The organism is Ferroacidibacillus organovorans (assembly GCF_001642725.1).
Lineage (GTDB): Bacteria > Bacillota > Bacilli > Alicyclobacillales > SLC66 > Ferroacidibacillus > Ferroacidibacillus organovorans.
In genome coordinates, this window is sequence record NZ_LSUQ01000021.1 from 18,870 (window position 1) to 43,427 (window position 24,558).

General features: G+C 51.4%; 20 protein-coding genes, 1 tRNA gene and 1 pseudogene. 8 read left to right on the forward strand and 14 right to left on the reverse strand.

The features are described from left to right. Nucleotides 1–8 precede the first annotated feature (8 nt). The 3 genes and pseudogenes from AYW79_RS08375 to AYW79_RS08385 all read right to left on the reverse strand — a co-directional run bounded on the left by AYW79_RS08375 (nt 9) and on the right by AYW79_RS08385 (nt 4,404). A complete protein-coding gene (locus tag AYW79_RS08375) occupies nt 9–821 on the reverse strand; it encodes a Nif3-like dinuclear metal center hexameric protein (RefSeq protein WP_067564448.1) in 813 nt (270 codons plus the stop codon). Beyond that, complete coding sequence (locus AYW79_RS08380) at nt 821–2,620, reverse strand: ABC transporter ATP-binding protein (protein WP_067564490.1); 1,800 nt, start codon at nt 2,618–2,620, stop codon at nt 821–823. The genes AYW79_RS08375 and AYW79_RS08380 overlap by 1 nt, the downstream gene beginning before the upstream one ends. A gap of 26 nt (nt 2,621–2,646) precedes the next feature. Then, nucleotides 2,647–4,404 (reverse strand): annotated as a pseudogene (locus AYW79_RS08385) (ABC transporter transmembrane domain-containing protein). A gap of 219 nt (nt 4,405–4,623) precedes the next feature. Here AYW79_RS08385 and AYW79_RS08390 point away from each other — a divergent pair. The 4 genes from AYW79_RS08390 (at nt 4,624) to AYW79_RS08405 (ending at nt 9,961) form a co-directional block, all read left to right on the forward strand. Next, a complete protein-coding gene (locus tag AYW79_RS08390; RefSeq protein ID WP_082806699.1) occupies nt 4,624–5,607 on the forward strand; it encodes a 2-hydroxyacid dehydrogenase in 984 nt (327 codons plus the stop codon). Nucleotides 5,608–5,683: 76 nt separating this feature from the next. After that, complete coding sequence (locus AYW79_RS08395) at nt 5,684–7,939, forward strand: YcdB/YcdC domain-containing protein (RefSeq protein ID WP_067564454.1); 2,256 nt, start codon at nt 5,684–5,686, stop codon at nt 7,937–7,939. 197 nt (nt 7,940–8,136) lie between these two features. Continuing rightward, a tRNA-Sec gene (locus AYW79_RS15530) sits at nt 8,137–8,233 on the forward strand. Between the two features lie 498 nt (nt 8,234–8,731). Next, complete coding sequence (locus AYW79_RS08405) at nt 8,732–9,961, forward strand: MFS transporter (RefSeq protein ID WP_067564460.1); 1,230 nt, start codon at nt 8,732–8,734, stop codon at nt 9,959–9,961. Nucleotides 9,962–9,973: 12 nt separating this feature from the next. Here AYW79_RS08405 and AYW79_RS08410 read toward each other — a convergent pair whose 3' ends face one another. Both AYW79_RS08410 and AYW79_RS08415 read right to left on the reverse strand, forming a co-directional pair. After that, the gene (locus AYW79_RS08410) at nt 9,974–10,228 is read right to left on the reverse strand and encodes a hypothetical protein (protein ID WP_067564462.1); all 255 of its coding nucleotides are present in this window, start codon (nt 10,226–10,228) and stop codon (nt 9,974–9,976) included. Next, nucleotides 10,228–11,154, reverse strand: coding sequence for a phosphotransferase family protein (locus AYW79_RS08415; RefSeq protein WP_067564492.1), 927 nt, complete (start codon nt 11,152–11,154; stop codon nt 10,228–10,230). Before AYW79_RS08415 ends, AYW79_RS08410 begins: the two co-directional genes overlap by 1 nt. A 209-nt stretch (nt 11,155–11,363) precedes the next feature. On the opposite strand from AYW79_RS08415, the gene AYW79_RS08420 reads away from it, so the two are divergent. Then, a complete protein-coding gene (locus AYW79_RS08420) occupies nt 11,364–11,957 on the forward strand; it encodes a YdeI/OmpD-associated family protein (protein ID WP_067564495.1) in 594 nt (197 codons plus the stop codon). A 122-nt stretch (nt 11,958–12,079) separates the two neighbouring features. Here AYW79_RS08420 and AYW79_RS08425 read toward each other — a convergent pair whose 3' ends face one another. The 8 genes from AYW79_RS08425 to AYW79_RS08460 all read right to left on the reverse strand — a co-directional run bounded on the left by AYW79_RS08425 (nt 12,080) and on the right by AYW79_RS08460 (nt 19,761). Beyond that, entirely contained in the window at nt 12,080–13,042 is a 963-nt protein-coding gene (locus AYW79_RS08425) for an ABC transporter permease (protein ID WP_231877817.1), read from the reverse strand. 1 nt (nt 13,043) lies between these two features. Further along, nucleotides 13,044–13,967, reverse strand: coding sequence for an ABC transporter permease (locus tag AYW79_RS08430; protein WP_231877816.1), 924 nt, complete (start codon nt 13,965–13,967; stop codon nt 13,044–13,046). Between the two features lie 65 nt (nt 13,968–14,032). Continuing rightward, complete coding sequence (locus AYW79_RS08435; protein ID WP_067564464.1) at nt 14,033–15,742, reverse strand: peptide ABC transporter substrate-binding protein; 1,710 nt, start codon at nt 15,740–15,742, stop codon at nt 14,033–14,035. Nucleotides 15,743–15,893: 151 nt separating this feature from the next. Beyond that, nucleotides 15,894–16,796, reverse strand: a complete 903-nt coding sequence (locus tag AYW79_RS08440) for a LysR family transcriptional regulator (RefSeq protein ID WP_067564467.1) — start codon at nt 16,794–16,796, stop codon at nt 15,894–15,896. 177 nt (nt 16,797–16,973) lie between these two features. Further along, a complete protein-coding gene (locus tag AYW79_RS08445) occupies nt 16,974–17,771 on the reverse strand; it encodes a prenyltransferase/squalene oxidase repeat-containing protein (RefSeq protein WP_067564470.1) in 798 nt (265 codons plus the stop codon). Nucleotides 17,772–17,776: 5 nt separating this feature from the next. Continuing rightward, on the reverse strand, nt 17,777–18,898 hold the full coding sequence (locus AYW79_RS08450; RefSeq protein WP_067564472.1) for a DUF1648 domain-containing protein: 1,122 nt from the start codon (nt 18,896–18,898) through the stop codon (nt 17,777–17,779). Continuing rightward, on the reverse strand, nt 18,895–19,284 hold the full coding sequence (locus AYW79_RS08455; RefSeq protein ID WP_067564475.1) for a GntR family transcriptional regulator: 390 nt from the start codon (nt 19,282–19,284) through the stop codon (nt 18,895–18,897). The genes AYW79_RS08450 and AYW79_RS08455 overlap by 4 nt, the downstream gene beginning before the upstream one ends. A gap of 165 nt (nt 19,285–19,449) precedes the next feature. Then, nucleotides 19,450–19,761 carry a rhodanese-like domain-containing protein gene (locus tag AYW79_RS08460; protein WP_418251486.1) on the reverse strand — a complete coding sequence of 104 codons (312 nt, stop codon included), beginning with the start codon at nt 19,759–19,761 and terminating at the stop codon, nt 19,450–19,452. A gap of 173 nt (nt 19,762–19,934) precedes the next feature. Here AYW79_RS08460 and AYW79_RS08465 point away from each other — a divergent pair, with 173 nt between their 5' ends. The 3 genes from AYW79_RS08465 (at nt 19,935) to AYW79_RS08475 (ending at nt 23,895) form a co-directional block, all read left to right on the forward strand. Further along, the gene (locus AYW79_RS08465) at nt 19,935–20,372 is read left to right on the forward strand and encodes a DUF4395 domain-containing protein (protein ID WP_067564477.1); all 438 of its coding nucleotides are present in this window, start codon (nt 19,935–19,937) and stop codon (nt 20,370–20,372) included. A 161-nt stretch (nt 20,373–20,533) separates the two neighbouring features. Further along, a complete protein-coding gene (locus AYW79_RS08470) occupies nt 20,534–21,667 on the forward strand; it encodes a phosphodiester glycosidase family protein (protein WP_067564479.1) in 1,134 nt (377 codons plus the stop codon). Nucleotides 21,668–21,852: 185 nt separating this feature from the next. Further along, nucleotides 21,853–23,895, forward strand: coding sequence for a putative bifunctional diguanylate cyclase/phosphodiesterase (locus AYW79_RS08475; RefSeq protein WP_067953035.1), 2,043 nt, complete (start codon nt 21,853–21,855; stop codon nt 23,893–23,895). 87 nt (nt 23,896–23,982) lie between these two features. On the opposite strand, the gene AYW79_RS08480 is transcribed toward AYW79_RS08475, so the two are convergent. Then, the coding region (locus AYW79_RS08480; RefSeq protein ID WP_156493893.1) for a M24 family metallopeptidase at nt 23,983–24,558 on the reverse strand (576 nt) is incomplete at its 5' end.

Sequence of the window (24,558 nt, forward strand, 5' to 3'; positions counted from 1 at the left end):
TATGTTTTTTACAGCACATAGGAATAAGGCAGCCCAATCGGCGCGTAAGACACCGGCACCCCGGAAATTTTCGGCGTGAGCCATTCCACAAGGTAACGCATGCCAAGCGTCACGCTCGCGAGATGGCCGACGACGATCAAGTGAATGGGTGGAGCGTCAGGATGCGCGTACGCGTTTCGATCGCGCACATATTCACACACCTGCCACTCGACCGTTTCCCCAACCACCAAAACATCGATCGCGCCCGAAGCGAGAAACGCGAGCTGTTCATCGCCCGCCATTTCCCCGAGCAAAAATCCGATCCGCGAACACCGCGCGTCACGTTCACCACACAGGCGCACCGCAGGGAGATCCAGTCGCTCTTTTAGCTGATCAATCAGTTCCCGCACCAAGAGCGGCGGCAGTTCGATCAGCGGGCCGCGTCGACGCTCCCAGTAACGCGCATAACCGAGGTGTTTGAGCGTCCCTGCGAGAATGCCGTCCGGTTCATGCGCGCGCCACGCGTCGCGAAAGCGAAAGACCGTGATCTCCGCGTCTTGCAGTCGCTCAAGCTTGCGGCTTGCGACGGGGTGCACATGCGCACGCTCCCCGCCTCGATCAACGAGATCCACCTCTTCCCCGTAAAAAAGCGGATCATGCGTGAGAATCAGGTTGGCTCTACGCAGGATTGCCTCGTCGATCACTCCGTTCGTCACCGTCACAGCCGACAAGACGCCTGTGACCCTCTGCGTCTCATCGCCAATGAGCAAACCGTCTGCGCCTACGTCGCGCGGTGTCGGCATCCTTTGGTAGATCGTCTCAAGCACATCGTGAATCCTCATTACGCAGGGTCCCCCGCGAGCGCAACGTGCGATGCGTGACGCGCCGCCGCGCTGCCTCCCTGTTGGAGCAGATACATGTTGTAGTAGAGTCCCCGCTTTGCAAGCAACTCCTGATGCGTCCCGCGCTCCACAATCTCGCCGTGGTGTAACACGAGGATCTGATCCGCATCTTGAATCGTCGAGAGGCGATGCGCAATCGCGATCGTCGTTCGCCCGTGGCGCATCCGCGACAACGCCTCTTGAATCGCGATTTCTGTCTCCGTGTCGACACTCGCCGTCGCCTCGTCAAGCACGAGAACCTTCGGTTTTCGCACCATCGTTCGCGCAAACGAGAGTAACTGCCGCTGCCCGGAGGAGAGCGTCGCGCCCCGCTCCGCGACCACCTCCTCGTAACCTTTTGGCAGTCGTTTGATGAAACGATCCGCCTGTACGAACGCTGCCGCATCCTCCACCTCTTCGTCGGTGAAGTGCGTGCCGCCAAGCCGAATGTTATGCCGCATGTCCCCGACAAAAAGAAACGGGTCTTGAAGCACGAGACCGATCCGGTTGCGCAACACATCGTCCGGGTACCCGTCAAGTGGAACATCATCGACCAGAATCTGACCGCGCGTCACCGGGTAAAAACGCATCAACAGGTTGATCGTTGTACTCTTGCCACTTCCCGTGTGGCCCACCAGCGCCACCGTCTGACCCGGAAGCGCTGTAAAGGATATGTTTTTCAGCACATCATTTTCCCCGTCATACGAAAAGCTGACGTCGCGAAACTCGATCTTTCCGCGTCCCGTTTCCGGGAACTCGCCCATTTCTTCACCGCTCGGCGCCAACTGCGTCTCATCCATCAACATAAAGACGCGCGTCGCCGCCACCAGCGACTGTTGAAACAGATTGAGACGCATCATCATGTTGTTGATCGGCTCAAAAAACCGTTCCAGATAATTGACGAACGCATAGAGCACTCCGAGATCCACCACATGGGAGAGCGAACGGACGCCGAAAAACCAAAGCACAAGCATAAGCGTCATCATGTAGAGCACGTCAACCATCGGTCGCAGCAGCAACCCATTGATCTTGATGTTACGCACGCGCACTTGGCGATACGCCTGATTGATCTCACCAAACTCATCGCGCAGACGGCGTTCCTGACGCATCGCCTGAATGATGTACATCCCTTGCAGCGACTCGTTGAGTTTGGCATTTAGCTGGCTCAACTTCTGCCGACTGAGATGGTACACCCGCGTGCTAAGGATGCGATACACCTGCATCAGCGTCGCGATCAGCGGTATAAGCAGCAAGCAAAGTAAAGCCAGATGAGCATTCAGAAAAAAGAGCGAGATGTAAATCCCCGTCAATAAAAACAGATTCTGAGCAAACGTCGATAGCACACTCATGAACAGATCCTGAATCGCTTCCGTATCATTTGTGATGCGGGAAACGAGTGAACCTGCGGGCGTTTTGTCAAAAAAAGCGAGCGCCAATGCCTGCACCTTACTGTACACCTCGATGCGAATGCGCTGAATGATGCGCAGCGCCAGCGTCTGGAACGCGAGAACCTGCAGGAAGTTAAAGGATGCCGTAATGATCAGCAAAACGATATAGAGCGACGCCAATCGAACGAGCGGTCCAACAGGAAAGTGATTGACCGTCAGATAGTGATCAATGAAATCCTTGATGATCAAGGGGCCCAATACGTCGGTCGCCGTAGCGATCGCGAGCAGCGCAAACGCGCCAAAAAGAGCCCATCCGTGCGGGCGAAGATAAGACAGCAGCCTCATCAACACCTGGCGATCCGCGCGTTTCATCTCGGCGGATCCTACTTCAAATTCGTTCACGCAGAAACACCTCCGTGCTCAACGATATTCTCCAACTGTTGACGCTCATACATCGCCGCATAGACACCATTTTGCGCGAGAAGATCCATATGCGCGCCACGCTCCACGATCTACCCATCTTCGAGCACGAGAATGAGATCCGCGTGCTCAACCGAACTGAGCCTGTGCGTCGCAATCAAGGTCGTCGCGGTTTTTGGCTTTTGACGCAGTGCGTGCAAAATTGACGCCTCCGTCGTCGCATCAACCGCTGAGAGCGAGTCGTCAAGAATCAAGATCTCAGCATCCATCAGTAGCGCGCGGGCAATCGACACCCTCTGTTTTTGCCCGCCGGAAAGCGTTACGCCGCGCTCGCCTACAACCGTTGCGTACCCGTCGGGAAAACGCAGGATATCTTCGTGGATCGCGGCTTGGCGCGCGACGCCCTGAATCTCTTCAAGTGGTGCCGACGCCCGCGCGAATGCGATGTTTTGCGCGATCGAGGCGGAAAACAGGAAATGGTCTTGCGGGACATACGCAATCGCTCCGCGCAACGCAGAAAGCGTCCACGCGTCAATCGGCTGTCCACCGACGAAAATCTCGCCTTGCGTTACGTCAAACTCGCGCAGCAGGAGCTTAAAGAGCGTTGTCTTTCCACTCCCGGTGCGTCCGACGATGCCGAGTGTCTGTCCCTGTTTGATTGAAAAGTGAATGTTTTTTAGCACCGGTTTTTCCGCGTCAGGATACGTGAATTCGTCGAGCGCAAACGCGATCTCACCCGTGGGTCGTCCATCGAGCGTGATCTCTGCGTCGCGGATGTCTTCCGGCGTGCTGAGCAGCGTCTTAATTCGATCGTCTGAGGCGCGCCCGCGCTCCACGATGTTAAACAGCCAGCCAAACGCGAGCATCGGCCAGATCAACTGTCCGAGATAGAGCGTAAACGTCGTCAATTCCCCAATCGTCAGTTGTCTGTGAACGACAAAAAGTGCGCCAAAACCTACCGAAAGCAGGTACGAGCAGCCGACGACAAGCGAGATCGTCGGATCGAACAAGGCGTCAATCCGCGCAACGCGAATGTTTTTTTTCACGACGTCAAGCGACCGCTCCGCAAACCGCTTACGCTCCACATCCTCTTGCCCAAACGCCTTGATAACGCGAATGCCCGCAATCGTTTCCTGCGTGTATTCTGTAATCTCGGCAAACGCCTCTTGCGCGATGTGAAAACGCGTGTGCATCATGCGGCCGTAGCGAGACGTCGCAAACGCCATGATCGGCATCGGAATCAGCGTAATGAGCGTCAATTTCCAACTGAGCGTCGTTGCCATCGTCGTGATGACGACAATTCCCGTAGAAATCGAGTCCACCAGTGTCAGAATTCCGTCCGTCGCAGTCATCTCGACCGCTTGAACGTCATTGGTTGAGTGCGCCATCAAATCCCCGATGCGATTTTTGTGATAGAATTGCGGCGACATCCTTGTAAAATGTTCATAGAGTTTCTCGCGCAATCGCGCCGCCAATTCCATCGCGGACCCGAAGAGAAGAACGCGCCAGATGTAGCGCATGGCGTAGATAAACACAGTATCCACCGCGAGGATGGCCACCCATTGAAGAATCATCCCGCGCGTAAGTGTGTGACGGCGCATGGCGTCCATGATCACGCCGACGGCGTGCGGCGGAATAAGACTTAAAATGGCAACACAAAGAAGCAGTGAAATGCCTGCCGCATAGCGACCTTTGTGCATTTTGAAAAACCACATCAAATCGAGAAATACGCGCACAATCAATCGTCCCTTCTTTCATTAGACGACCTCAGGCGCATACGAAGTCCGTTTTTGGTTTGGTCCGGGGTTTGGGACAACGGAGGACTGTTCTAGTCTCTGTCGCATTGCGAGGTTCGTTTGAAGATATCTGTAGGGTATCACAGATGGTAGCGGTTGCCTACCCACAAACAAGCCTAAGTCTCTGAAAATAGGAAGTTCTCCTTACGATGAACGGAGATGATTGTATTGCCCATGGACGTTTTATCAACCATCCCCAAAAAACGTTTTCGAGACGCAGGGATCACCCTGCCGCCTGAACTGTCGATTGTCCATCGCGAAGAGGATGTGACACCCTATCGTGAGAGCACGTGTCGCGCCGTTCTGTCGCTTCACTCCCATTTCCCAAGCGATGACTATTTGAGCATGCCAAAGCTTGAGATGGTGCAACTACTCTCGGCGGGCCACGACGCGATTGACGTCGGGCGTTTCGCAAAACGGAACATCATCCTCTGCAACAACCCTGGCGCGAATGCGGACGCCGTCGCGGAACATATTCTCATGAGCATCCTCTATTTCGCGCGGCGCGTCGGGGAGTGTCAGGCCATTGACTACACCGATGCCTACACGACGCAGCGAAATGCCATGATGGGTCCGCTCCTTCGAGACGCGCGGGAACTGCACGTGGGGCTCATCGGCATGGGACAGATCGGCCAAGCGTTTGCAGTGATGGCGCGTGCCCTCTCAATTTCGTGTAGCTATACGAGCCGCACGCGACGGATAGACATAGAGGAAGCGCACGGCGCAACTTGGCGCACGCCTGAAACTCTTTTGAATACGTGTGACGTCATCGCGCTGACCCTTCCGCTCACGCCTGAGACGGTGCACTTCATGAACCGTGCACGGTTTGCGGCGATGAAGGATAACGCGATTTTTATCAATGTGAGCCGCGGTGCATTGGTTGACCAAGAGGCGTTGGCAGACGCTCTGCGCTCTCGCAAACTCTATGGCGCTAGCACGGATGTCTTTGACCCGGAACCACCGCGTCCCGACAATCCGCTCTTCCAGCTTCCGCCGGATGTGCGTGCACGACTGCTGTTGACGCCACATCTCGCCGGAATCACCCACCAAACGTGGCGTGAAATGATGCAACGCGCAATTTCGAATCTCGCGCGATATGCTGTGGGAAAAGAACCACTGCATCGCGTGAATGATGAAACCTGAACGCAGATCTTCTCGTCTTATGAGGAGACGCATTCCTTTAAAGGGATGTAACACACTTTCAAAGGAGTCCTAGCGAATGAAGTCAACCAAACAAGCCATGCTCTTTTCTGCATCCATGATCCTTGCACTCTCTCCAGTCTCACTCAGCCTCGCCGCAACACAAGCGAAACACACAACCATAAGCACAACCCTGTCGATTGCGCGCGCAAAGCAAATCGCCACCAACCTCTTTCACATCCCGTCGTACTATGCGATGACGCAGGAAAACTACAACTCAGCGAGTCAAGGAAATCCGCCCAGTTATAATCTTATGTTTACATTTACGACGCCCACCCAACAGCAGAATTCGATCAACGTTACTCTGAACGCACAAACGGGTGAGGTACTCAACTATAATCGCTATAATGGTCCCGAGTCTTTTGTGTTTCCCGTTCCAGAATCGCTCTCGGCTGCAACCCAAGCGGCGCAAGCGTGGGTTAAAAAGCTCTCCCCCACACACGCGGCGCAGCTCACTCTCGAACCACTCGCCCCACAAACTGGTACGTCACTCACCCAAGGTGTGCAGTACACGTTTGATTTTGTCCGCATGGCAAACGGCGTACCTGCACCGTTTGACGGCTGCACAGTCGTGATCGATCAGAACGGAAATCTAATCAACTATTCGAGTTCTTGGTTAAACCTCCCCTTCCCTTCGGGTAAACCTGCGCTTTCACTGACTCAGGCAAACGCGCGATACGCGGCTGGACTGCCTTTAACGCTTTCCTATCAACAGAATTGGCAAGGGCAGTCGACGCCCTCCACCGTTCTCGCGTATTCTTTAAATCCCGGCAGCTATCCGGAATTTTGGAACGCCGGGTATCTCACACAATCGAGTGGCATCGGCATCCCGGTAATTGACGCGCAGACCGGTCAAGTGATTGATGCAACAGGCAAGGTACATCCAATTCCAACTCAGGCACCCCTGAAACCGCTGGATCCACACGGTGGCCGCGCCGCATTTCTATGGAAGAAAGTCAACTGGACCGAGCAGCAGGCGCTGCAATTTGCCAAGTCAGCGCTCGGCGTGCCGACAAACTTCAGCCTGACTACATCAAGTCAGGGACAATCCTTCCCTCAGGGCGACAACATGTGGAACTTTACGTGGACAAACCCGAAAAATGCCAATGACCAAATCAGCGCGCAAATCGACTCGACCTACGGTGTATTGCAAAGCGCCTACGGCGGTTCAACAAGCTACAACGGGAAAGATCAATACACTTCGGCGCAACTTTTCGCACGCGCCAAAGCGTTTCTCGCGCGCGTCTTTCCGAACGATCTCGGTTCGATCGCTCTCAAGCCAATGACATTTAAAAAATATCCCGGCACCACGACGGATTATCAGATCCAGTTGATTGTAAACGGTCTACCTGACAGCGGAAGCAGCGGAAGCCTGACGATGAGTGGCGTGACGGGTCAAGTCGCAAACTACTACTCTCCCCTACAATCGTCGAATTCTGGCCCATTCAAATCACCGAAAGGCGCAATCTCTCTGCAAGCTGCGCAACAGGCGTGGGTAAAGGCTGCTCCACTCAGTTTGATGTACCTCGAAACACAACCGAGTGGGTATGCACAAGGTACTACGACCGGACATGTGATTCTCGCGTATGCGCCTGTCGGAAGTCTTGTTTATGGCGGCATGGTCGACGCGTTCACAGGGCAGGTGTTAAACGGTCCGCAAACGCCCGGATATCGCGGCATCCCGAGCGATATCGTCGGTCTCCCGCAAACGCCAGAGCTTGAACTGCTCGTCAATGATGGCTTACTTTCGGTCGACGCGAATGGACACGCGCAGCCGAATGCACTCATGACACGCGCAGCATTCGTAAAGCTGGTCGTCGGCGCCTTTAATCTTTCCCAAGGCGGCACACCGATGATGGCTGGACTCTCACACGGCATCCAAGCGTCACTCTCCGACGTCTCCTCTGCCAGCCCAGCGTTTAGCGCGATTGTCTCCGCCTACGAAATGGGGCTGCTCCCGCCGGGTCCGCTGTTTCAGCCTAACGCATTGGCAACGCGCGGATTCGCCGCCACATTACTTGCTCGCGCACTCGGCTACAATGCCCTGCTTGCACACCCGACACTCTTTCACTTCACGGCGAGCGACGCCGCGTCCATTCCGACGGATCATCTCGCGGCGGATGCGATCGCCACAACGCTTGGCATGTTCCAGTTGCAAAACGGAAGTTTCATGGACAGCACCCCGATCTCCATCAAAGATGCAGCAGTCGCCGTCGTCTACGGGGCCAACGCCCTCGCAAAAAACGGCCCCTCCCCTATCCGCTTTCAGGGCTGAGGATACATGTGCTTCAAGCGGATCGCGCACCCGAGCCTGCCTCCAGGACTGCTCGCACATCCGCTTCACAATTACCCCGACAGTAAAAGAGCAGGCGCACGCCTGCTCTTTTACTTTGAAGCACGCGCATGCGACCGCGGTTCTCGCGCCATTTTGCACTTTGGCAACCAAGCCGATATACTAGAGCGAGTGTTCATGGGGGTGGATGGGGTACTGGTGTCCTTCCCGGTCTTCAAAACCGAGTGGGCGGCACGGGTTGTCGCCGGTGGGTTCGATTCCCACACGCTCCCGCCAAGGGTTTTCAGGCTTTCGCCGATGAATGTTCGTCGTAAAAGTGTCTCCGTGTAACAAGTCGTGTAACACGAAATCAACCTTATTTTCTGCGGCAGTGATTCGATGTTCCCCGGCTTATGTTGACGGAAGACATAAGTTAGGTAGCCGATTATGTATTCTTGTCTCCGAATATCTATCCCCCAAAAACTTCTACGCTTGTCGTATGCACGATTTTGATTCCATTCACTGGTTCTTCGATACACTTTCTGCAGTTACGGGCAGAATAGCTGAAGAACAATATGATAAATAAGACACTTCCGCACTAAAGGAAGTGTCTTATTTCAAAATGCCCATTCCAATGTATGTTCATCTTTTAGGTCATTCAAATAAAGGAGTGACTCGCTTCAATCCCATATTATTAATATAAATCTTTAAAGATTATAAGTCTAGACTTGATTTTTTATATGGGTTATGATACGGAAATTAATTCGGAAATCATGTAAGGGGCGAATATGAGCAATGGTAAGCCTAAAGAGAGAAATATTTTCTCATCCTCAGTTCCGATGGTTCTTCTTAGGACGTACGGTTTCTTTGTTTGGTAGTGCTATGACGCCCGTGGCTCTCGCATTCGCAGTTCTGCAAGCTCCGAAAGGACAGCAGTTGTTGGGATACATCCTTGCTGCTGAAATGATTCCCAATGTTTTGATGGTGCTGATCGGCGGAACGATTGGGGATCGTTATCGTCGAGATGTATTGTTACTTCTTAGTAATATAGGGTCTGGATTATCTCAGGCAGGCATTGCTGCCATCGTTGTTTTGGGCGCGAATCCGTATTTCATGTTCCCATTGGCAATCATAAACGGTGTATTGGGTGCATTTACTTCTCCGGCGATGCGCGGCATTGTTCCAGAAATAGTAGACAGCAAAGATGATATTAAACAAGCGAATTCGCTACTCAATGTATCCCGGAATTCTGCCAAAATCGTCGGTCCAACGGTAGCAGGGATTTTGGTGGCAACAGTCGGTGGCGGTTGGGGGATTGCAATTGATGCCGTCAGTTTTTTCGTTGCTGCGTTTTGTTTTAGTCAAGTCCGTATTCCGTCTCATCCTCCTATTACGCAAGCGACTATTATGCAAGACATGCGTGAAGGGTGGTCCTACTTCCGTCGTCATCGTTGGATTTGGTCGATTACTGCTGCATTTGCGTTGATGAATGCAATTCAGATGGGAGTGTGGCAAGTTCTTGGACCCATTATTGCTAGGCATACCTTTGGGTCTGCTGGGTGGGGATTAACGCTTGGTATAAAATCGCTGGGTCTCTTAGTGGCTAGCTTGGCGATGCTAAAGTTCCAATTAAGGCGTCCGCTTCGCGAGTGCATGTTGGCAATTTCAGTAAGCGGTATACCTATGATTATGCTTGGTCAAGGGTATGCTTTGCCGTATCTCGTCGTTGGTGCTGCATTGGCTGGAGCGGGATCAGCTATATCAGGCGTAGCCTGGGACACCTCATTACAACAAGCTGTACCGAAAGACAAACTCTCACGCGTATGTGCCTTCGATGATTTTGGATCTTATATCGCTATACCTTTAGGAGAAATACTGGCAGTACCAATGTCGAGGATCTTTGGGTTTAAATCAGTTGCAACCGTCGGTGGAGTAATCTTTATTTTGGTTGCTCTTCTTCCCTTGATTATGCGTCAGGTGAGACAGATGACGCCAGAGTGCATTCAGTCCCTCAGCTCTGAGTAGCGTGCTCCTGTCTTATTGCGCATAAGGGCGCGAACATGCAGTAGTCACCGTCAATTCGCTGGTGTATGATTCAGACACGCTTAATAGCACTTCCTTTCCTGTATACGTTTCGCAAACGATTTTTACAATTCCGTCCATTTGGGTTGCCACGCCATGCAAAGCAGGCGCGACATCTGAACCATGCGCAAAAAGCAGGGCATCAGAAAAAAGCGCCGAGATGATGCTCATGCCACATGAGAAAAATGTTGCGCCAGGCAAAGCTTCCATCACACCAGTTCTGCCATCTGTTCCTGCAAATCCCTCTCTGCTTCGACCCTTGTCTTTGTCTGATAGGCAATAGCCATCAAGTTCGAAAGTATCATGACAATCTTCCATGTGCCAAGAAACGCGTCATCCACCGATTTGTCTGACCTATATCCTGCAAGTACCGCTTGCCTGTCTTCGGGAAGATTCCAGCGCCAAAGGTCCCAGGCAGGGTGGCTGACATACGAATCTCCAAAGTCAATCAGACCTGTAAACAACCCCGTGTTCGGATCGACAAACGTGTGCGTGGGCCCAGGATTTGAGTGCAGCGCAACCCGGTCCTCTGAATGCGGTAGAGCAGCCACAGCTTTTTCCGCTACAAACCTTGGTGAAAAAGGCAATGACCATGCGATCTCTTTCTCGCTTATGCGCTCAATAAGACCCTCAAATGCATCCCGAAATCGCTCCGCCACATCGGCAAAGGTTTGGTCACCAGGAAACTGGTGGCTCGCCACAAACGGCTGCTGTTGCAGTGAATGGATTCGTCTCAACGTTTGCCCAAGCCGAAAAAGCATTTCTTTGCGGACGTTCCCTTCAAGAACCGTGTTCACGACAGCCACGCCAGGCATCCGTGTCATCACCGTATACTCAATCGTTCCCTCGCGTCCGTAGCCAAGTACACGCGGGACGCTGATACGTTCATCCATGGCCAATTGATTCAGAAAAAATGCTTCCTTTTCCAGGCTGGTTCGCGGGCGCAGTTGCTGTGGGCGCTGAACTTTCAAAATCACGTCCCCATCGATTGCATAGGTGCGCGCTTCGCCACCAGACTCGTCAACACCCGTGACTGCTTTTGCCTCAGGCACATGCTTGCGAACCATGGCCAGCACCACATCGTCACTGTGTATCGGATCAGGCGCGTCCGGTTGAAGATAAATGTCTTTTGCCAAGCTGTCATGCCCTCCCATATGTACTACAATAGGTTCATGCCCATTCTCTGATTCTATCACATCACCAAAGGAGCTGGCTCCATGAATCAAAAACGTCGAGTTGCGATCGTTTGGCACGGAGATCAAAAGTGGACAAACAAAAAGACGATTTTATAGGAAATGCCATTCAAAACGAAGCCGTTCGATCCCTTGTGAAGAGGAGTATCTTGATGACAGAGCGTATCATGAATCCTAATGTGGATGAATTCCTAAATAAATCAAAAAAATGGAAGGAAGAATATGAAACGCTTCGAAGAATCGCTCTCGACTGTGATTTGACCGAGGATTTTAAGTGGATGCATCCATGTTACACGTTTGATGGAAAAAATATCGTTTTAATCCACGGATTTAAAGAATACTGTGCGCTCCTGTTTCACAAAGGCGCCTTGTTACAGGATGCCCACGGGATTCTCACACAGCAAACAGAGAATGTACAGGCAGGACGCCAGATTCGATTCAAAAATGTTCGTGAAATCATTGCAACAGAGTCCACCTTGAGAGACTATATCTTTGAAGCCATTGAGGTTGAAAAAAGCGGTTTGGAAGTAAATTTCAAGAAGACATCGGAATTCATCATGCCGCAGGAATTCCAAAATAAACTCGATGAATCCCCTGCCTTAAAAACCGCTTTTGCGGCGTTGACGCCAGGGCGGCAAAGGGCATATCTTCTCTATTTTTCTCAACCCAAACAACCCAAAACTCGGGAGTCACGGATTGAAAAAAGCATGGAGAAAATACTGAATGGCAAGGGATTAAATGATTGAGCAGCTTCTAAGTCAGTGATCGATTTATCGTGAAGCGCATGGCGGAACTTGCTGTGAGACAAGGCGTATTGCGCTCGCACATCCCATCACAGGTCCGCTGTGATCACCGTCAGGGCAGTGGTTCATGATTGATATTTGATACGCGGATCGAGCCATCCGTACAACAAATCGGATAACAAATTCCCAAGGATCGTCAAGATGCCAACCAGTGTGACAATGCCGAGTAGAATGGGATAATCCCGATTCTGCGCGGCAGTCCAGAAAAGGAGTCCCATTCCAGGATAATTAAAGATCATCTCGATGATTAATGCGCCGCTAAAAAGTCCTGGAAGACTCATTCCAATCAGCGTCACGAGCGAGAGTAGCGAATTGCGCAGAATATGCCGAATCATAATCCGCGCCTGTCGCAATCCTTTTGCATGGGCCGTTCGAACATAGTCCTGGAGCATCGTCTCAATCATGGATGATCGCAAGTACCGGCTCCACCCAGGAATCGTTGTCAAAATCAGAACGGACGCCGGTAAAATCATGTGTCGCACATAGCTGACAAATCCCGGATTAGGATTAAGCGGACTGCTGATTCCGCCAGAAGGCAGCCAGTTTAAACCGATAGAAAAGATCGAGATGAGAATAACACCTAACCAAAAGGTGGGCATCGCATAGAGGAAATAAATCACCACCGTAATACCATAATCGAAACGCGTATCCTTGCGGGCTGCTTGAAATACTCCCACTAAAATCGCAAGGATATGTGAAATCACGATCGCACTTACGACAAGAATCAACGTTCTCGGTAAATTCAACGCGATCAAACTCGTCACAGATTGGTGATAGGAATACGAGTAACCTAAATTTCCTTGTAGTAATTTTGAAATCCAGATCAGATATTGCACATAAATAGGCTTATCAAGCCCGAGCGATCGATTGATTTGCGCAATCAATTGTGGCGTCGCTTTATCCCCCAGCATGACGGTTGCCGGTCCCCCAGGTACAATATGCATGAGAATAAAACTGAGAAGCGTGATGCCGATCATGGTGGGGATGGCCTGCAAAACGCGATGGAGTGTGTAGCGAATCATCTTCATCCTACCCTCTTCTGTTTAGCCTCACATCAAACGCCTTGCGGAGTGCATCACCAAGAAAGTTAATCGATAAGACGGTTCCAAGGATTGCGATTCCTGGCGGATAAATGAGCCACCAAGAATTCTGCGGAAGATACGCCATGGCGTTTGCGAGCATCGATCCCCAATTCGGTTCCGGGGGCGGGAGGCCCAGCCCGAGAAAACTAAGTCCAGCAATAATTAAAACAGAGTCGCCCACCATAAACGTCGCCGCAACAACGATGGTCGCCATGATGTTTGGGAGGAGATGGACAAAGAGAATGCGCATTCTCGACATGCCAAGGGTTGTCGCCGATTCTATATAGGTCAGTTCTTTTAGAGATAAGATTTCAGCGCGCACAATGCGACTGACTCCATGCCATGATGTAAAAGCGATCAATACGATGAGCAACATGATGCTTGGATGAAACGCGGAGTCAAGAAAAACCATGAGAAAAAGGGTCGGCACGGAGCGCAGTACATCAATGATGCGCATCAAAAGCGTATCTACCCAACCGCCCACAAATCCAGACACCATTCCGTAGACGACGCCGATGACCATCGCGGCAGTCGCCGCTATAAATCCCACTTCGAGTGAAGGCTGCCCTCCAAGCATCAAGCGCGCAAGCATATTGCGCCCCAAATTGTTCGTTCCTAAAGGGTAGGCGGGAGACGGAGGCTGTAAAATTGAAATCAGATGCATCTGAAACGGATCAGCAGGATAGACCATGGGCCCCGCAAAGCAAAACAGGATGAGGAACAAGAAAATCCCTAACCCTACGCGCCCTAATGGTTGCTCCCAAAACCGTGCGAGCGACGACCAAACCCACGATTCTTTCTGGCGAGGAGTAACTTTAGAACTCCTTGTGATCTCCCGAAGCGCAATCACCATGTCACTCCCTTCCGCCATCACGCGTAACTGCCCATTCCATTTTCAGAAGCGGCGCCTTTGTGCAAGGCGCCGCAATTTCTGTTTTAATTGGTCCACCAATATTGTGGAGAGATCGAATTCGTAAATGAGTTCGAACTTTTCTCCACTCCGTGCACATTTTTCCCAATCTCCGTCAAGGATGCGGGAAGCGGCATGTACAAGTTCGGTAATTGATGAGCGGCAAAGTTGGCGTATGCGTCTAACGCTTGCTGTGCCGCTTGCGCGGTTGCGTGTGGTTTGTGTGTTGCGAGGATCAAACGATCCATCACGGGATTGCTGTAACCAAAGAAGTTGTACCCGCCATTCGTTCCATAAATGCCACCGCCTGTTGGATACGTCCCACCGTAACTCCAACTGATGCCCGCTTGCACTTCCCATTTCGATGGTTGATGGTGGTAGTGAAGAAGCGTTGCAAATGGAAGTGGGAGAAGCGTAACCTTAATCCCCTCCATCGCCCAATCTTGTTGAAGCAGTTGCACCATCGCCGCAGTCGTTGTATTGCCTGACGGATATTGGACTTCAAAAGAGAGAGATTTTCCTTGCGCATTTTGCATCACGCCATTGACTTCATGCCAGCCGTTTTTTTCGAGCAGCTTTATGCCTGCTGTCGGATTGAATGAATAAATCGGTTTTTTTAATGTCGGCGGCAAAAAGGCGTTTGGATACGCAGGAATGGGTCCTGTACCAGGTACCCCGAGCCCATCATACAAATCTTTAATGATGCTGAGCTGATCCACTCCCATTTGCATCGCTTGCCGAACTGCGAGTTGTTTAAAGACGGGACCCATGACTTTATTTTTGAAATTCAGCCTCGTCACTGGCATGCTGAAACTATAAGAAGGGAACAGTTTGTCTGACGTCAACTGTGATCGACTTCCGTACATGTAGGCAGGAAGATAACCCACCTGTACCGTACCCGTTCGCAATGCGTCAACTTCGGCAGTGTCCGATGTCTCGTACGAGAGTACAAGACTGTCAAGATACGGCTTATGTCCATCGTATTTTGGATTGGGGATAAACTTCCACGATACATTTTGCACCGCGGAAGCCATCTTAAATGGCCCGTCAGTCACAGAAAAGAATGCTGGATTGTTTCCGTTATTGGCGAGGTACGAAAGTTCCTGATTCACATTGTGGGGATATTTATTCCACGATGCTTCTGGCAGTGGGAGCAAGTCAGAGAGACCGTTGTATTCGAACCAGACTTGGTTGACTGGCTGATTGAGCGTGATTTGAAACGTATCATTATTGAGCACCTTAAAGGACTGAACATCACTCGGAATTCCCCCAGATCCTGCACCAGAATACGGCCACGGAGCCGGCGCCGTACTGGCGCTTGCCGCCTTGATCAAATTCCAGGTGAATTGAACATCGCGCGCTGTGACAGGCTGACCATTCGACCAATGCCATTTTGGATTAAGTGAAACCGTATAAACAGTCCCTTTGGGATTCCAGGAAATTTTGCTTGCAATACTGCGTGCATAATCAATTTGTCCCTTCCCGTCAATATGAAAGAGACCCTTATACATCAGTCCCGAAGCCCATGCGTCATACAGACTGTTGTATACATTGGGACGCAGTGGCAAGTACCAGTTGATATCGACTTGCGGAGGCAGTGCCTCTACCACTGTCCCACCGTGATGGATCGTCGCTGCCAAGGCGTTAGGCAGGCTCGCTGCTACGAGCGAAGATGTTAACATCATCACCGAAGTGGCGATTGGGAGAATACCCTTTCGTCTGTGAACCCGTCTCATGGCTTTGACCCCTTTTTGCAATTGACGTCATGGTCAGGAAAATGCCCCCATTTTCCCTCTCCCATGTTTTTATTTTAATTTTTGTAAGTATAAGAATAATCCGCGCGAGTTAATCTTGTAAAACGAATGATACGCATTCTCATCATGAGAATCATTCATGGATTGCTCGACTTGATGATATGTTTTCAGTGATAAACTGGATAAAAAGGTCTGTCGCCCGCGTTCGAAATCTGGAATTCGGCAATACATAATACAATTCTCTGATCACGGGAGAATTTTTTAGAGTAAACGATTTTAAAAAGTCGTATTGAAGTTCTTTACGAATGGCCCATTTGGAAATCAAGGAAACGCCAAGTCCCGCTTCCACCGCTTCTTTGATCACTTGCGAACTCCCAAACTCCATCGTGGAGCGAGGCATGAATCCCTGTGTTTCAAACAATCGATCCGTGACATCGCGCGTACCCGACCCTCGCTCACGCAGAATCCATGTCTCATTTCGCAAGTCATACAACTCGATTTCTTGCTTATCCATGATGGGGTGTGCAGGTGAAACAATACCGACCATTTCATCCTTCGCAAAGGATCGCGTGATCAAACCTGATGTATCAAATGATCCTTCAATGATTCCTATGTCCAATTCGTGGCGAAGCACTTGATCGACAATCCGACGTGAATTTTTAATTGTAATCTTAGGGATGATGTCAGAATAACGCGTGATGAAATCCTGAATCATCTTCGGCAAGAGATATTCTCCAAACGTATATCCCGAGCCAATTGAAAGTTCGCCCTTTGCTGTATGTGTCAAATCATCCATTAATCTTTTGATCAACTCATATTGAACAACGATTGTTTTTGCTTGCGTGTATAAAATTTCACCCGCTTTTGTGAGTCGAACATATCTGTTCGATCGCTCAAACAGTAAAACACCATACTTTTTTTCAAGAACTTGAATCTCACGGCTGACGGCGGATTGGGTCAAATGCAACTCTGCCGCTGCTTTGGTAAAACTATTTTTTTCAGCGATCATAATAAATGTGCGCAGCAGATCGTCCATACCGTCCTCCTTGCCAACAAACTCTTTTTTAAATATAGTGACATTTATATCGTCTATTGTACATCATGAAATTGCAGATCGTCTCCCTTCCTTCACGTCAAGGTCAATAGCGATGATGTGCCACTATCGTTTAATCGTCAACATTCGAAAACGGTGCCGTACCCCGGTTCTCTGTCATCACGCATCCCACGCCCCTATCCCTTGCAGCGCGCGAAGCGCCTCAAGCGTCGTGTGCACATCCTGCCACGTGCCGTCCTCACTCGCAAACCGCCCATCCGCCTGTTGCAGGTTCATCAGACGCCGCACGGCGGCATCCACAAGCGTATGGTCGCGCGAGACGCCGTGCAGACAGAGAGCGTTTACCATCCACGCGAGTTGACTCGCCTCAAGAATCGCAAGCCTTTTTTCAAGTCCGGCCAGAAGTGCGTTTGCGCACTCGATTTCGCCAACTCCAAAAAGGAAACCCGCAGCCAGCCAGTGCGCGTGAAAATAGGTTGGAAATCGGCCATCCTGCCCCAGATGATCTACGAGAAAATGAGCTGACGCAGTGAGACGCTCGTCATCGCGCGCCGCAGTTGCGAGCCAAAACCCCGCATTCGAAGTCAGATAAAGCGTTGCCTCAAGCACCCCTGGTTTCGCCCACGGCGGCGCAATCGCGCTGTATGTTTCATCCTCTTGAAAAGAGCCGTCCTCCTGGCGGCGCGACCACAAAAAGGTGCGGGCGCGTTCGACGATCTGACCTTCCGTAACGCCCAGCTGTTCAAGAACCGCCAAATGATAGCAAGTGGCATCCAGCGAGTGCGCGCCTGCATCCCAGAATGGCGCAAAACTTCCATCCTGGCGCTGCCGATCAGCGATTTCTTTTAACACCACGTCAAGTGCAGGGCAATTTCCCAAAAAAACCTGCAGACGCGCCTGCTCAACAGCGTTTCCGTTCGCGACCAAAAACTCAATTGCAGACGCTCTGTTAGCCATCTCGCTCACCCTTTCTTTACGTGAGGTACTAAAAGGATACTGACAACCACGACCACGACAACGCCGCCAAGCAGCACCCATGAAAGCGGATGTGCAAAATTCGCAGTAAAGCCTACGCCGAATCGCTTTTCAACCAGCCAACGCGGGTCCTCACGATTGAAGTAAAAAGCACCGAGCACCCAATTGGCATCATCATCCCGGCGCACAACGCGAGCAGATTCCGATCCCTGCGCGACCCCGTCAGACGCCTTTCGCGTAAAGCTGCCCAGCATAAAAATCAAGACGATTATACCCGCAACGATCGGAAGCATGGTGGTCAGCATCATGGTACTCGGCGCTTTAGAAATTACGCCCCACATGGACAGTTCGCCCAAAAAAAGGCTTGCGTTCACAAACGCGATCAGAAGCCAACTTGCGTGAAACAAGCGCTTCATGCGCAAGGTGATGCGTTGCGCTGATCCGACCGGATCGGCGGGATCGAGATTGCCGCTTGTTTGAAGCGTCGCGCGCTGTAAAACGATCATGAGTATGAACAGACCAAGCCCTAGAAACGACAATGTAAAGACGCTCATGAACGACTTTGTGGCAAACCCGTTTGCGACACCGCGCACGTTAAAGTGAACTGGAAATACATGTGGAATCTGCGGATAGCGCAGGATGCCAGCCGCAAATCCAGCAAGCAGGAGTACAACCGTTGGCAACGACCACTTCCACGAAACCGCCTTTCGCCGTGTCGCTCCATGTGTATCGACCGTGATGACCTGTCGGTACCCATCCATCCACCGTTCATCGCGTTTTGTTCGCAGCAAAGCGCGATGAATGGTATAGTACAGCGCAAAATCAAGAAAGAGCGGCATGAGCGGAAGCATCAAAGCCACCATTTCCAGTGTTGTTCCGCGCAGGCCAAAACGCCAGAGCGCGCTCCACGCTGCGACACAAATAAGAAACACAAAAAACAGGCCCCGCGCATACGTTTTTTTTGCCTTTCGCACAGCCGGATCCTGCAAACGATCAGGCGGAACGCGGACACCAAAAGGAACGGTTGGCTCGACGACTTTCGGCATGATCCACTGCAAAACAAGGATCAACAGCGTGATCACGCCCATGATGATGAGAATGGGGTTCATTGTTCCCCCTCCTTTTGCGATTGAAACGAAGCCATGATGCCGCGAATGGCGTGGTCGATGATACCACTTGACATGCCTTTGACATGCGCCTCTGCGAGCAAAACGCGCAAACGAGCTGTCCACGCGAGTGCAAACGAAGGATCGGCGTGCGTAAGCGAAACGATGGCGCCCGTCTTGCGATTCAGGCGCAGAATCCCTTCCTGGCGCAGCATGTCGTACGCCTTGTTAACGGTGTGGAAGTTGATCCCAAAGTCCATCGCCAACTGTCGCGTAGAGGGAAGCGATTCACCATCTTGGAGCTCCCCGCACGCTAAACCTTCGATGATTTGATCGCGAATTTGCATATAGAGCGGCGTCTCACTCTCGAGTTCCAGGCTTAAAAACAAGCGAATCACCTTTATTCTATTTGTTATAGAATATATATACATCATATAACAGAAAAAAGCACCCTATAAAGGGCGCTATCCTAAAAATTTTCATCAACGCGAAGCGGAGGTTGACGACACCGCCGCGCGGGCAAATCGATCAAACCTCTGCGGCGATCATCAGGACTACTCCACGTCGCCAGACCAGCCGAGCATTCCGCCGGACAGGTTTTTCACATGCTGAAACCCATTTTCCAAGAGAATTTCACACGCGCGCGTGCTACGTCCGCCACTGCGGCAGATGATCACCGCTTCTTTATCAGCGTCGATCTCCTTAAGACGATCAGGCAATTCCCCCAGGGGGATGTTGATCGCGCCTGAAATCATTCCTTCTGCGACTTCACCTGGCTCTCGAACATCGATCAGCACCACCTTTTCCCCTGCTTTGAGCCGACGGTCGAGATCAGACGACGTCATATTGACAACTTGTGTGCCCACTACATATCTCCTCCTTGTTGCGCAATCCTGAAGATCCGCTTCTGCTTGCCATGGTACCACGTTCAATCTGCCAGCGTCATCCAAGAACAACCTCGTTTCAAACTTCCACTTGACGCAAACCGTTCTATGGTAGACAATACTGATTAAACAAGTCGGATAAAGGGGTATTTAGCATGGTGAATCAAACGATACCGCGCCCGCTGACCCGGGCAAACCAATGGATCATTGTCCTGTCTGTCATCGTCTCCCTACTGCTCGGCGCCACATGGGCTCTGCTCCTGCCAATGCTCGCTGGAATCTCCGGACTGGTTTTTGGCAAAAACCCGGTCATGTTCGCGGCGAAGGCGCTACTTCGCAAACCGCTCTCCTCATACATCCAAGAAGATCGCGCACAGCAACAGTTTAACCAGTGGATCGCCGTTTCACTACTCGCGGCAAGTTTACTCGCGACATGGTTTCACCAACACGTGCTCGCGCTTATCTTTCAGATCATGGTAGGGCTTGCCGCCGCAGTCGCGATCGCCGGGTTCTGCGTCGGTTGCTTCGTGCGGTTTCAGTGGAAACAGTACCAGTACCGCCGACGCGCAGGTCAGCTCATCTCGCGCAACTAAACGCTCATCACACTTAGAGGTGTGCCAAACAAACACCGATCGCCCTCGCGCGGTCGGTGTTACCTTTTTTACCGGAAAATTCCGCTGTATTTCAGGCAGATTTCCCAGATAATCGTCAGGTTCATGAACGATGATTAAATTGGATCGACGTAGATTGAAAGGTGCGTATAATAGACTTTATTGTTTTTCTAAAGGAGACGACAATCACGGAACTGGAGACTCAACAACAAGATCCGCAGACGACGCAAACAAACACCAAACAGGAAGCGTTATCCCGAAATGTCCGCGTGAAGAAAAAACGCCGCTTGCGCAGACTCATCGGCTGGGGCATCGCGACGTTCATTGTCGGCACGATCGTCGCAACAAACGGTTTTTACAATTTGCGCTACATTCTCGCAGAAGATCTGTATACATCCCAGCACCGCTATCTCGCAAAATACCTGCTTCCGGGTTCAAGTCTATCTCAGATCGCGTATCAGTTTATGCACCCCGCGCTCGTCAATCTGTTCCCAAGCGGAACATCGCAAGACATAAGCGGCGTGCCTACGGCGAGTCAGATTTCCAAAAGCATTCAGGTGCAGACGTTGAATGAGAATGGGTTTACCGCCTATGAGATCACCATTGCCCATCCTTCTTGGCTCCACCTGGTGAAAACCACTGGAGGACCAGCTGGACGCGGACTCACACTGCGCGAATCGATGAACCTGTATCACGCAATCGCCGGAATCAATGCAGGCGGATTCAACGATCCGGGTGGTGACGGCAATGGCGGCACGCCGATCGGCCTGATCATTATTAACGGCAAACTGGTCAGTCCCGCGTCCTATCTTGCCGGAACGAATCAAGTCATGGGGATGTCAGCTGGCGGTAAGTGGTTTATGGGCGCCTACTCGACATCCTATATGCTTTCGCAACACGTCAAATACGCCATTCAGTTCGGTCCTGAACTGATCGCAAACGGAAAAGTGCTGGTCACCGGCACCGACGGATGGGGATACGCGCCGCGCACGGTGATTGGCCAGAAGGCAAACGGTTCGATCGTCTTCTACGTGAACGACGGTCGCTGGGGCAACGGTTTCTGGGATGTCGGGGCATCCCTTGGTCAAGTTGCCTCGATCATGGCAAGTCAAGGTGTGGTCAATGCGTTCAACCTGGATGGCGGTGGATCGGCCACGATGATGGTCCATCTTCCAGGTAAGCCGGCGCAGCTCGTCAACACACCAGATACGAACAATCCGCCATACGGTATGCGTTTTTTGCCGGATGCATTCCTGATCATTCCACCGCGCGCGTAAAAAAGCAGTGAGTGCGGAGAGCGGGTGAAAGATAAGATCCGCTCTTCGCACTATTTTCGTGTCATTTTTTGTCGAATATTGCCGAAATCAACCATCTTATGGTAGATTCAATTCAAGCTTCATTTCTTTGAATCCTTTCGACTTTTCGGAAGTAGACGGCTTATTTCGCATTAGATGCCACCGGAGTGATTTTCATTCTTCAACCTTTCGCGAACGTAGGCTCCCTCCCAACGAGGTGGGGCAATCGCTTTCTTTTGGTTTTTATTCCGTCTGCTCTCGCGGCGCTCGCCATACTCGGTTTTAAACCGTCGGCATTTTTTGCGCTTTCTGCACTCGCCTTTCTCTACCTGTCAAGCCGCGTCGCAATGCGACCGTGTATCGTCTCATTGATCTTCTCTGGCGCCTGTGTCTTCTTGCTCTTTTTGCAACAGGAGATCATTCAAAAACCGTGGCACGGATTCGCCTTTCTTGCCGTCTACACAGCAGTCTTTGCAATCACCGTTCGTGAAGTCTTCATGCAACGCAGGATGGATCGTCAGCTTAAACAATCGGAACTTCACTATCGCATGATAGCCGAACACACGTCTGATCTCATCGCGATCTTTTATGAAGACGGGGAACTGTTCTATGCCTCGCCCAGCCATCTCTCACTGCTTGGGTATCATCCTGTCGAACAGACGCATAATTTCTCTACAATGATTCATCCAGACGACTTTTCCTTTGTTCGAGATACATTTATACAAATCTATAAAACAGCAGAAGGCTTTCGCCAATTCGAGTTTCGCATCCGCACGCTCGACGGTACTTATCTCCTTCTTGAAACACACGCGACCGCGCTCGCGACAGACGGCGGTCGCAAGCAAATTGTCGCCGTCTCGCGCGATATCACAAAACGCAGGGCTACTGAAAATGAAATGCAGACATTGGCATTTCATGACCCATTGACGCACCTTCCAAACCGTCGCCGCTTTCGCGATCACGTCCATGAGATGATTGAGCAAACGCAGGCTTCACAGACACTTTCTGCGCTCGTACTGATCGACCTTGATCGATTTAAAACGATCAACGATTCACTCGGGCACGACTTTGGCGACATGGTTTTAAAACACGTATCTGAGCGCCTGCGCAACGGTGTAAAGTCGAAAGACATGGTTGCACGCATGGGCGGCGATGAATTCACCGTGCTTTTGACGGAGATGAATTCAACTTCAGATATTGATCTGGTTTGTAAAAGGATCCTTGATGCGATCGCCTCGCCACTCTCCGTCCGTACTCACGTTCTCTACCTTACGGCAAGTCTTGGCGTCGCTTGGATCGGCAAAGAAGAAAGCGACTTTGATACGCTGATGAAACAGGCTGATATCGCAATGTATCGCTCAAAACACGTGGGAAGAAACATTGTCACGACGTTTGAGGCGACCCTGCAAGACGAGCAGACGCTTGCACTAGAACACGAACTGCGAGAAGGACTTTCCAACGGGGAGATCACCGTCTACTACCAGCCGCAAATTGATCTGTCGTCCGGGATCATTGTTGGCGTGGAGGCGTTGGTTCGTTGGCTTCACCCCTCGCGCGGGCTACTCCCTCCAGGGGAATTTATCCAACTCGCCGAAGAGTGTGGGCTGATTGTCGAATTGGGTGAGACCGTGCTGCGCATGGCCTGTCTAGAAATGAAGCGTTGGGAACAACAAGGCATTTCGTACGAGACAGTCTGGGTAAATCTCTCGCCGCGCCAGTTCCAATCGCCTGATCTGCTCTCGTCCATTCAAACGATTCTTCGCGAGACGGGACTTCCACCAACATCGCTTGGCCTTGAGATCACTGAGAGTCTTGCTATGAAAAACACAGATCAAATCATGAATAAACTCCACCAGCTGCGCGACCTCGGCGTCCGCATTGCAATCGACGACTTTGGGACAGGCTATTCCTCGCTTTCATATCTGCAACAATTCCCCATCAATGTCATCAAAGTGGACAAATCATTTACAAAACTCTCGTCGGATGAGCAGAACCCTCGCTTCATTGTGACGGCGATTTTGGCGCTCGCGCGAGAATTAAACCTGCGCGTCATCGCAGAAGGCATGGAGCACATCGAGCAGATTCACTGGATGCGTCAAGAGGGTTGCGATTATGCGCAAGGCTATGTCGTGGCGCGCCCCATGACGCCTGAGCTACTCTCAGAAACTTACCTGGAATTGAGTGACCGCGCTCGTGAACTCGTGCACTGAACTGAAGTCGTACATCAGACGAACCCCACCGCGCACCGCGGTGGGGTTCATTTATCTTTAGTCGCGATTCTCTACGATCAACCTGAATCAACGAACGTTTTTCATCCACTCAAGGACATCATCTGCGCGCCGCGGAATCGCCATTGACAAAACATCGTGCCCGTCCCCTGTCACGAGCACATCATCTTCCAAACGAATGCCAATATCCCATTCTGCGATGTAGAGACCCGGCTCCACCGTAATCACCATACCAGGTTCAAGCAGCGTTCCTTTGCGATCCCCGACATCATGCGTATCGAGTCCTAGAAAATGTCCCACAGAGTGGTAATAATAGGTGGGGAGTTGCTCAGGCGATGTCATGACGCCGATGCGCATCAGGCCATCTGCCAGGATGGTTTTCGCACACTCATTCAACTCTGTGAAACTGACACCCGGTTTAATCATCGCAGTCGTCTCTTCGAGCGCCTGGCATACCACATCATACACCTGCCGCTGCCGCTCGCTAAACACACCTGATACGGGAAAGGTGCGGCTGATATCTGCGCAATAGTGTTGATAGGCCGCGCCCAAGTCAAAGAGCACCAGTTCCCCCTCCTGAACAACGGCCTGATTCTCAATATAGTGAAGCACCGTTGCGCGCGCACCGCCTGCGACGATGCTCTC

Bases quoted from the DNA above. Each gene is read 5' to 3' on its own strand.
- AYW79_RS08445 (WP_067564470.1), bottom strand. From the start codon at position 17,771: ATGGCTAACAGAGCGTCTGCAATTGAGTTTTTGGTCGCGAACGGAAAC.
- AYW79_RS08435 (WP_067564464.1), bottom strand. From the start codon at position 15,742: ATGAGACGGGTTCACAGACGAAAGGGTATTCTCCCAATCGCCACTTCG.
- AYW79_RS08430 (WP_231877816.1), bottom strand. From the start codon at position 13,967: ATGGCGGAAGGGAGTGACATGGTGATTGCGCTTCGGGAGATCACAAGG.
- AYW79_RS08450 (WP_067564472.1), bottom strand. From the start codon at position 18,898: ATGAACCCCATTCTCATCATCATGGGCGTGATCACGCTGTTGATCCTT.
- AYW79_RS08405 (WP_067564460.1), top strand. From the start codon at position 8,732: ATGGTAAGCCTAAAGAGAGAAATATTTTCTCATCCTCAGTTCCGATGG.
- AYW79_RS08420 (WP_067564495.1), top strand. From the start codon at position 11,364: ATGACAGAGCGTATCATGAATCCTAATGTGGATGAATTCCTAAATAAA.
- AYW79_RS08390 (WP_082806699.1), top strand. From the start codon at position 4,624: ATGATTGTATTGCCCATGGACGTTTTATCAACCATCCCCAAAAAACGT.
- AYW79_RS08425 (WP_231877817.1), bottom strand. From the start codon at position 13,042: ATGAAGATGATTCGCTACACACTCCATCGCGTTTTGCAGGCCATCCCC.
- AYW79_RS08465 (WP_067564477.1), top strand. From the start codon at position 19,935: ATGGTGAATCAAACGATACCGCGCCCGCTGACCCGGGCAAACCAATGG.
- AYW79_RS08410 (WP_067564462.1), bottom strand. From the start codon at position 10,228: ATGGAAGCTTTGCCTGGCGCAACATTTTTCTCATGTGGCATGAGCATC.
- AYW79_RS08440 (WP_067564467.1), bottom strand. From the start codon at position 16,796: ATGGACGATCTGCTGCGCACATTTATTATGATCGCTGAAAAAAATAGT.
- AYW79_RS08380 (WP_067564490.1), bottom strand. From the start codon at position 2,620: ATGAAACGCGCGGATCGCCAGGTGTTGATGAGGCTGCTGTCTTATCTT.
- AYW79_RS08375 (WP_067564448.1), bottom strand. From the start codon at position 821: ATGAGGATTCACGATGTGCTTGAGACGATCTACCAAAGGATGCCGACA.
- AYW79_RS08395 (WP_067564454.1), top strand. From the start codon at position 5,684: ATGAAGTCAACCAAACAAGCCATGCTCTTTTCTGCATCCATGATCCTT.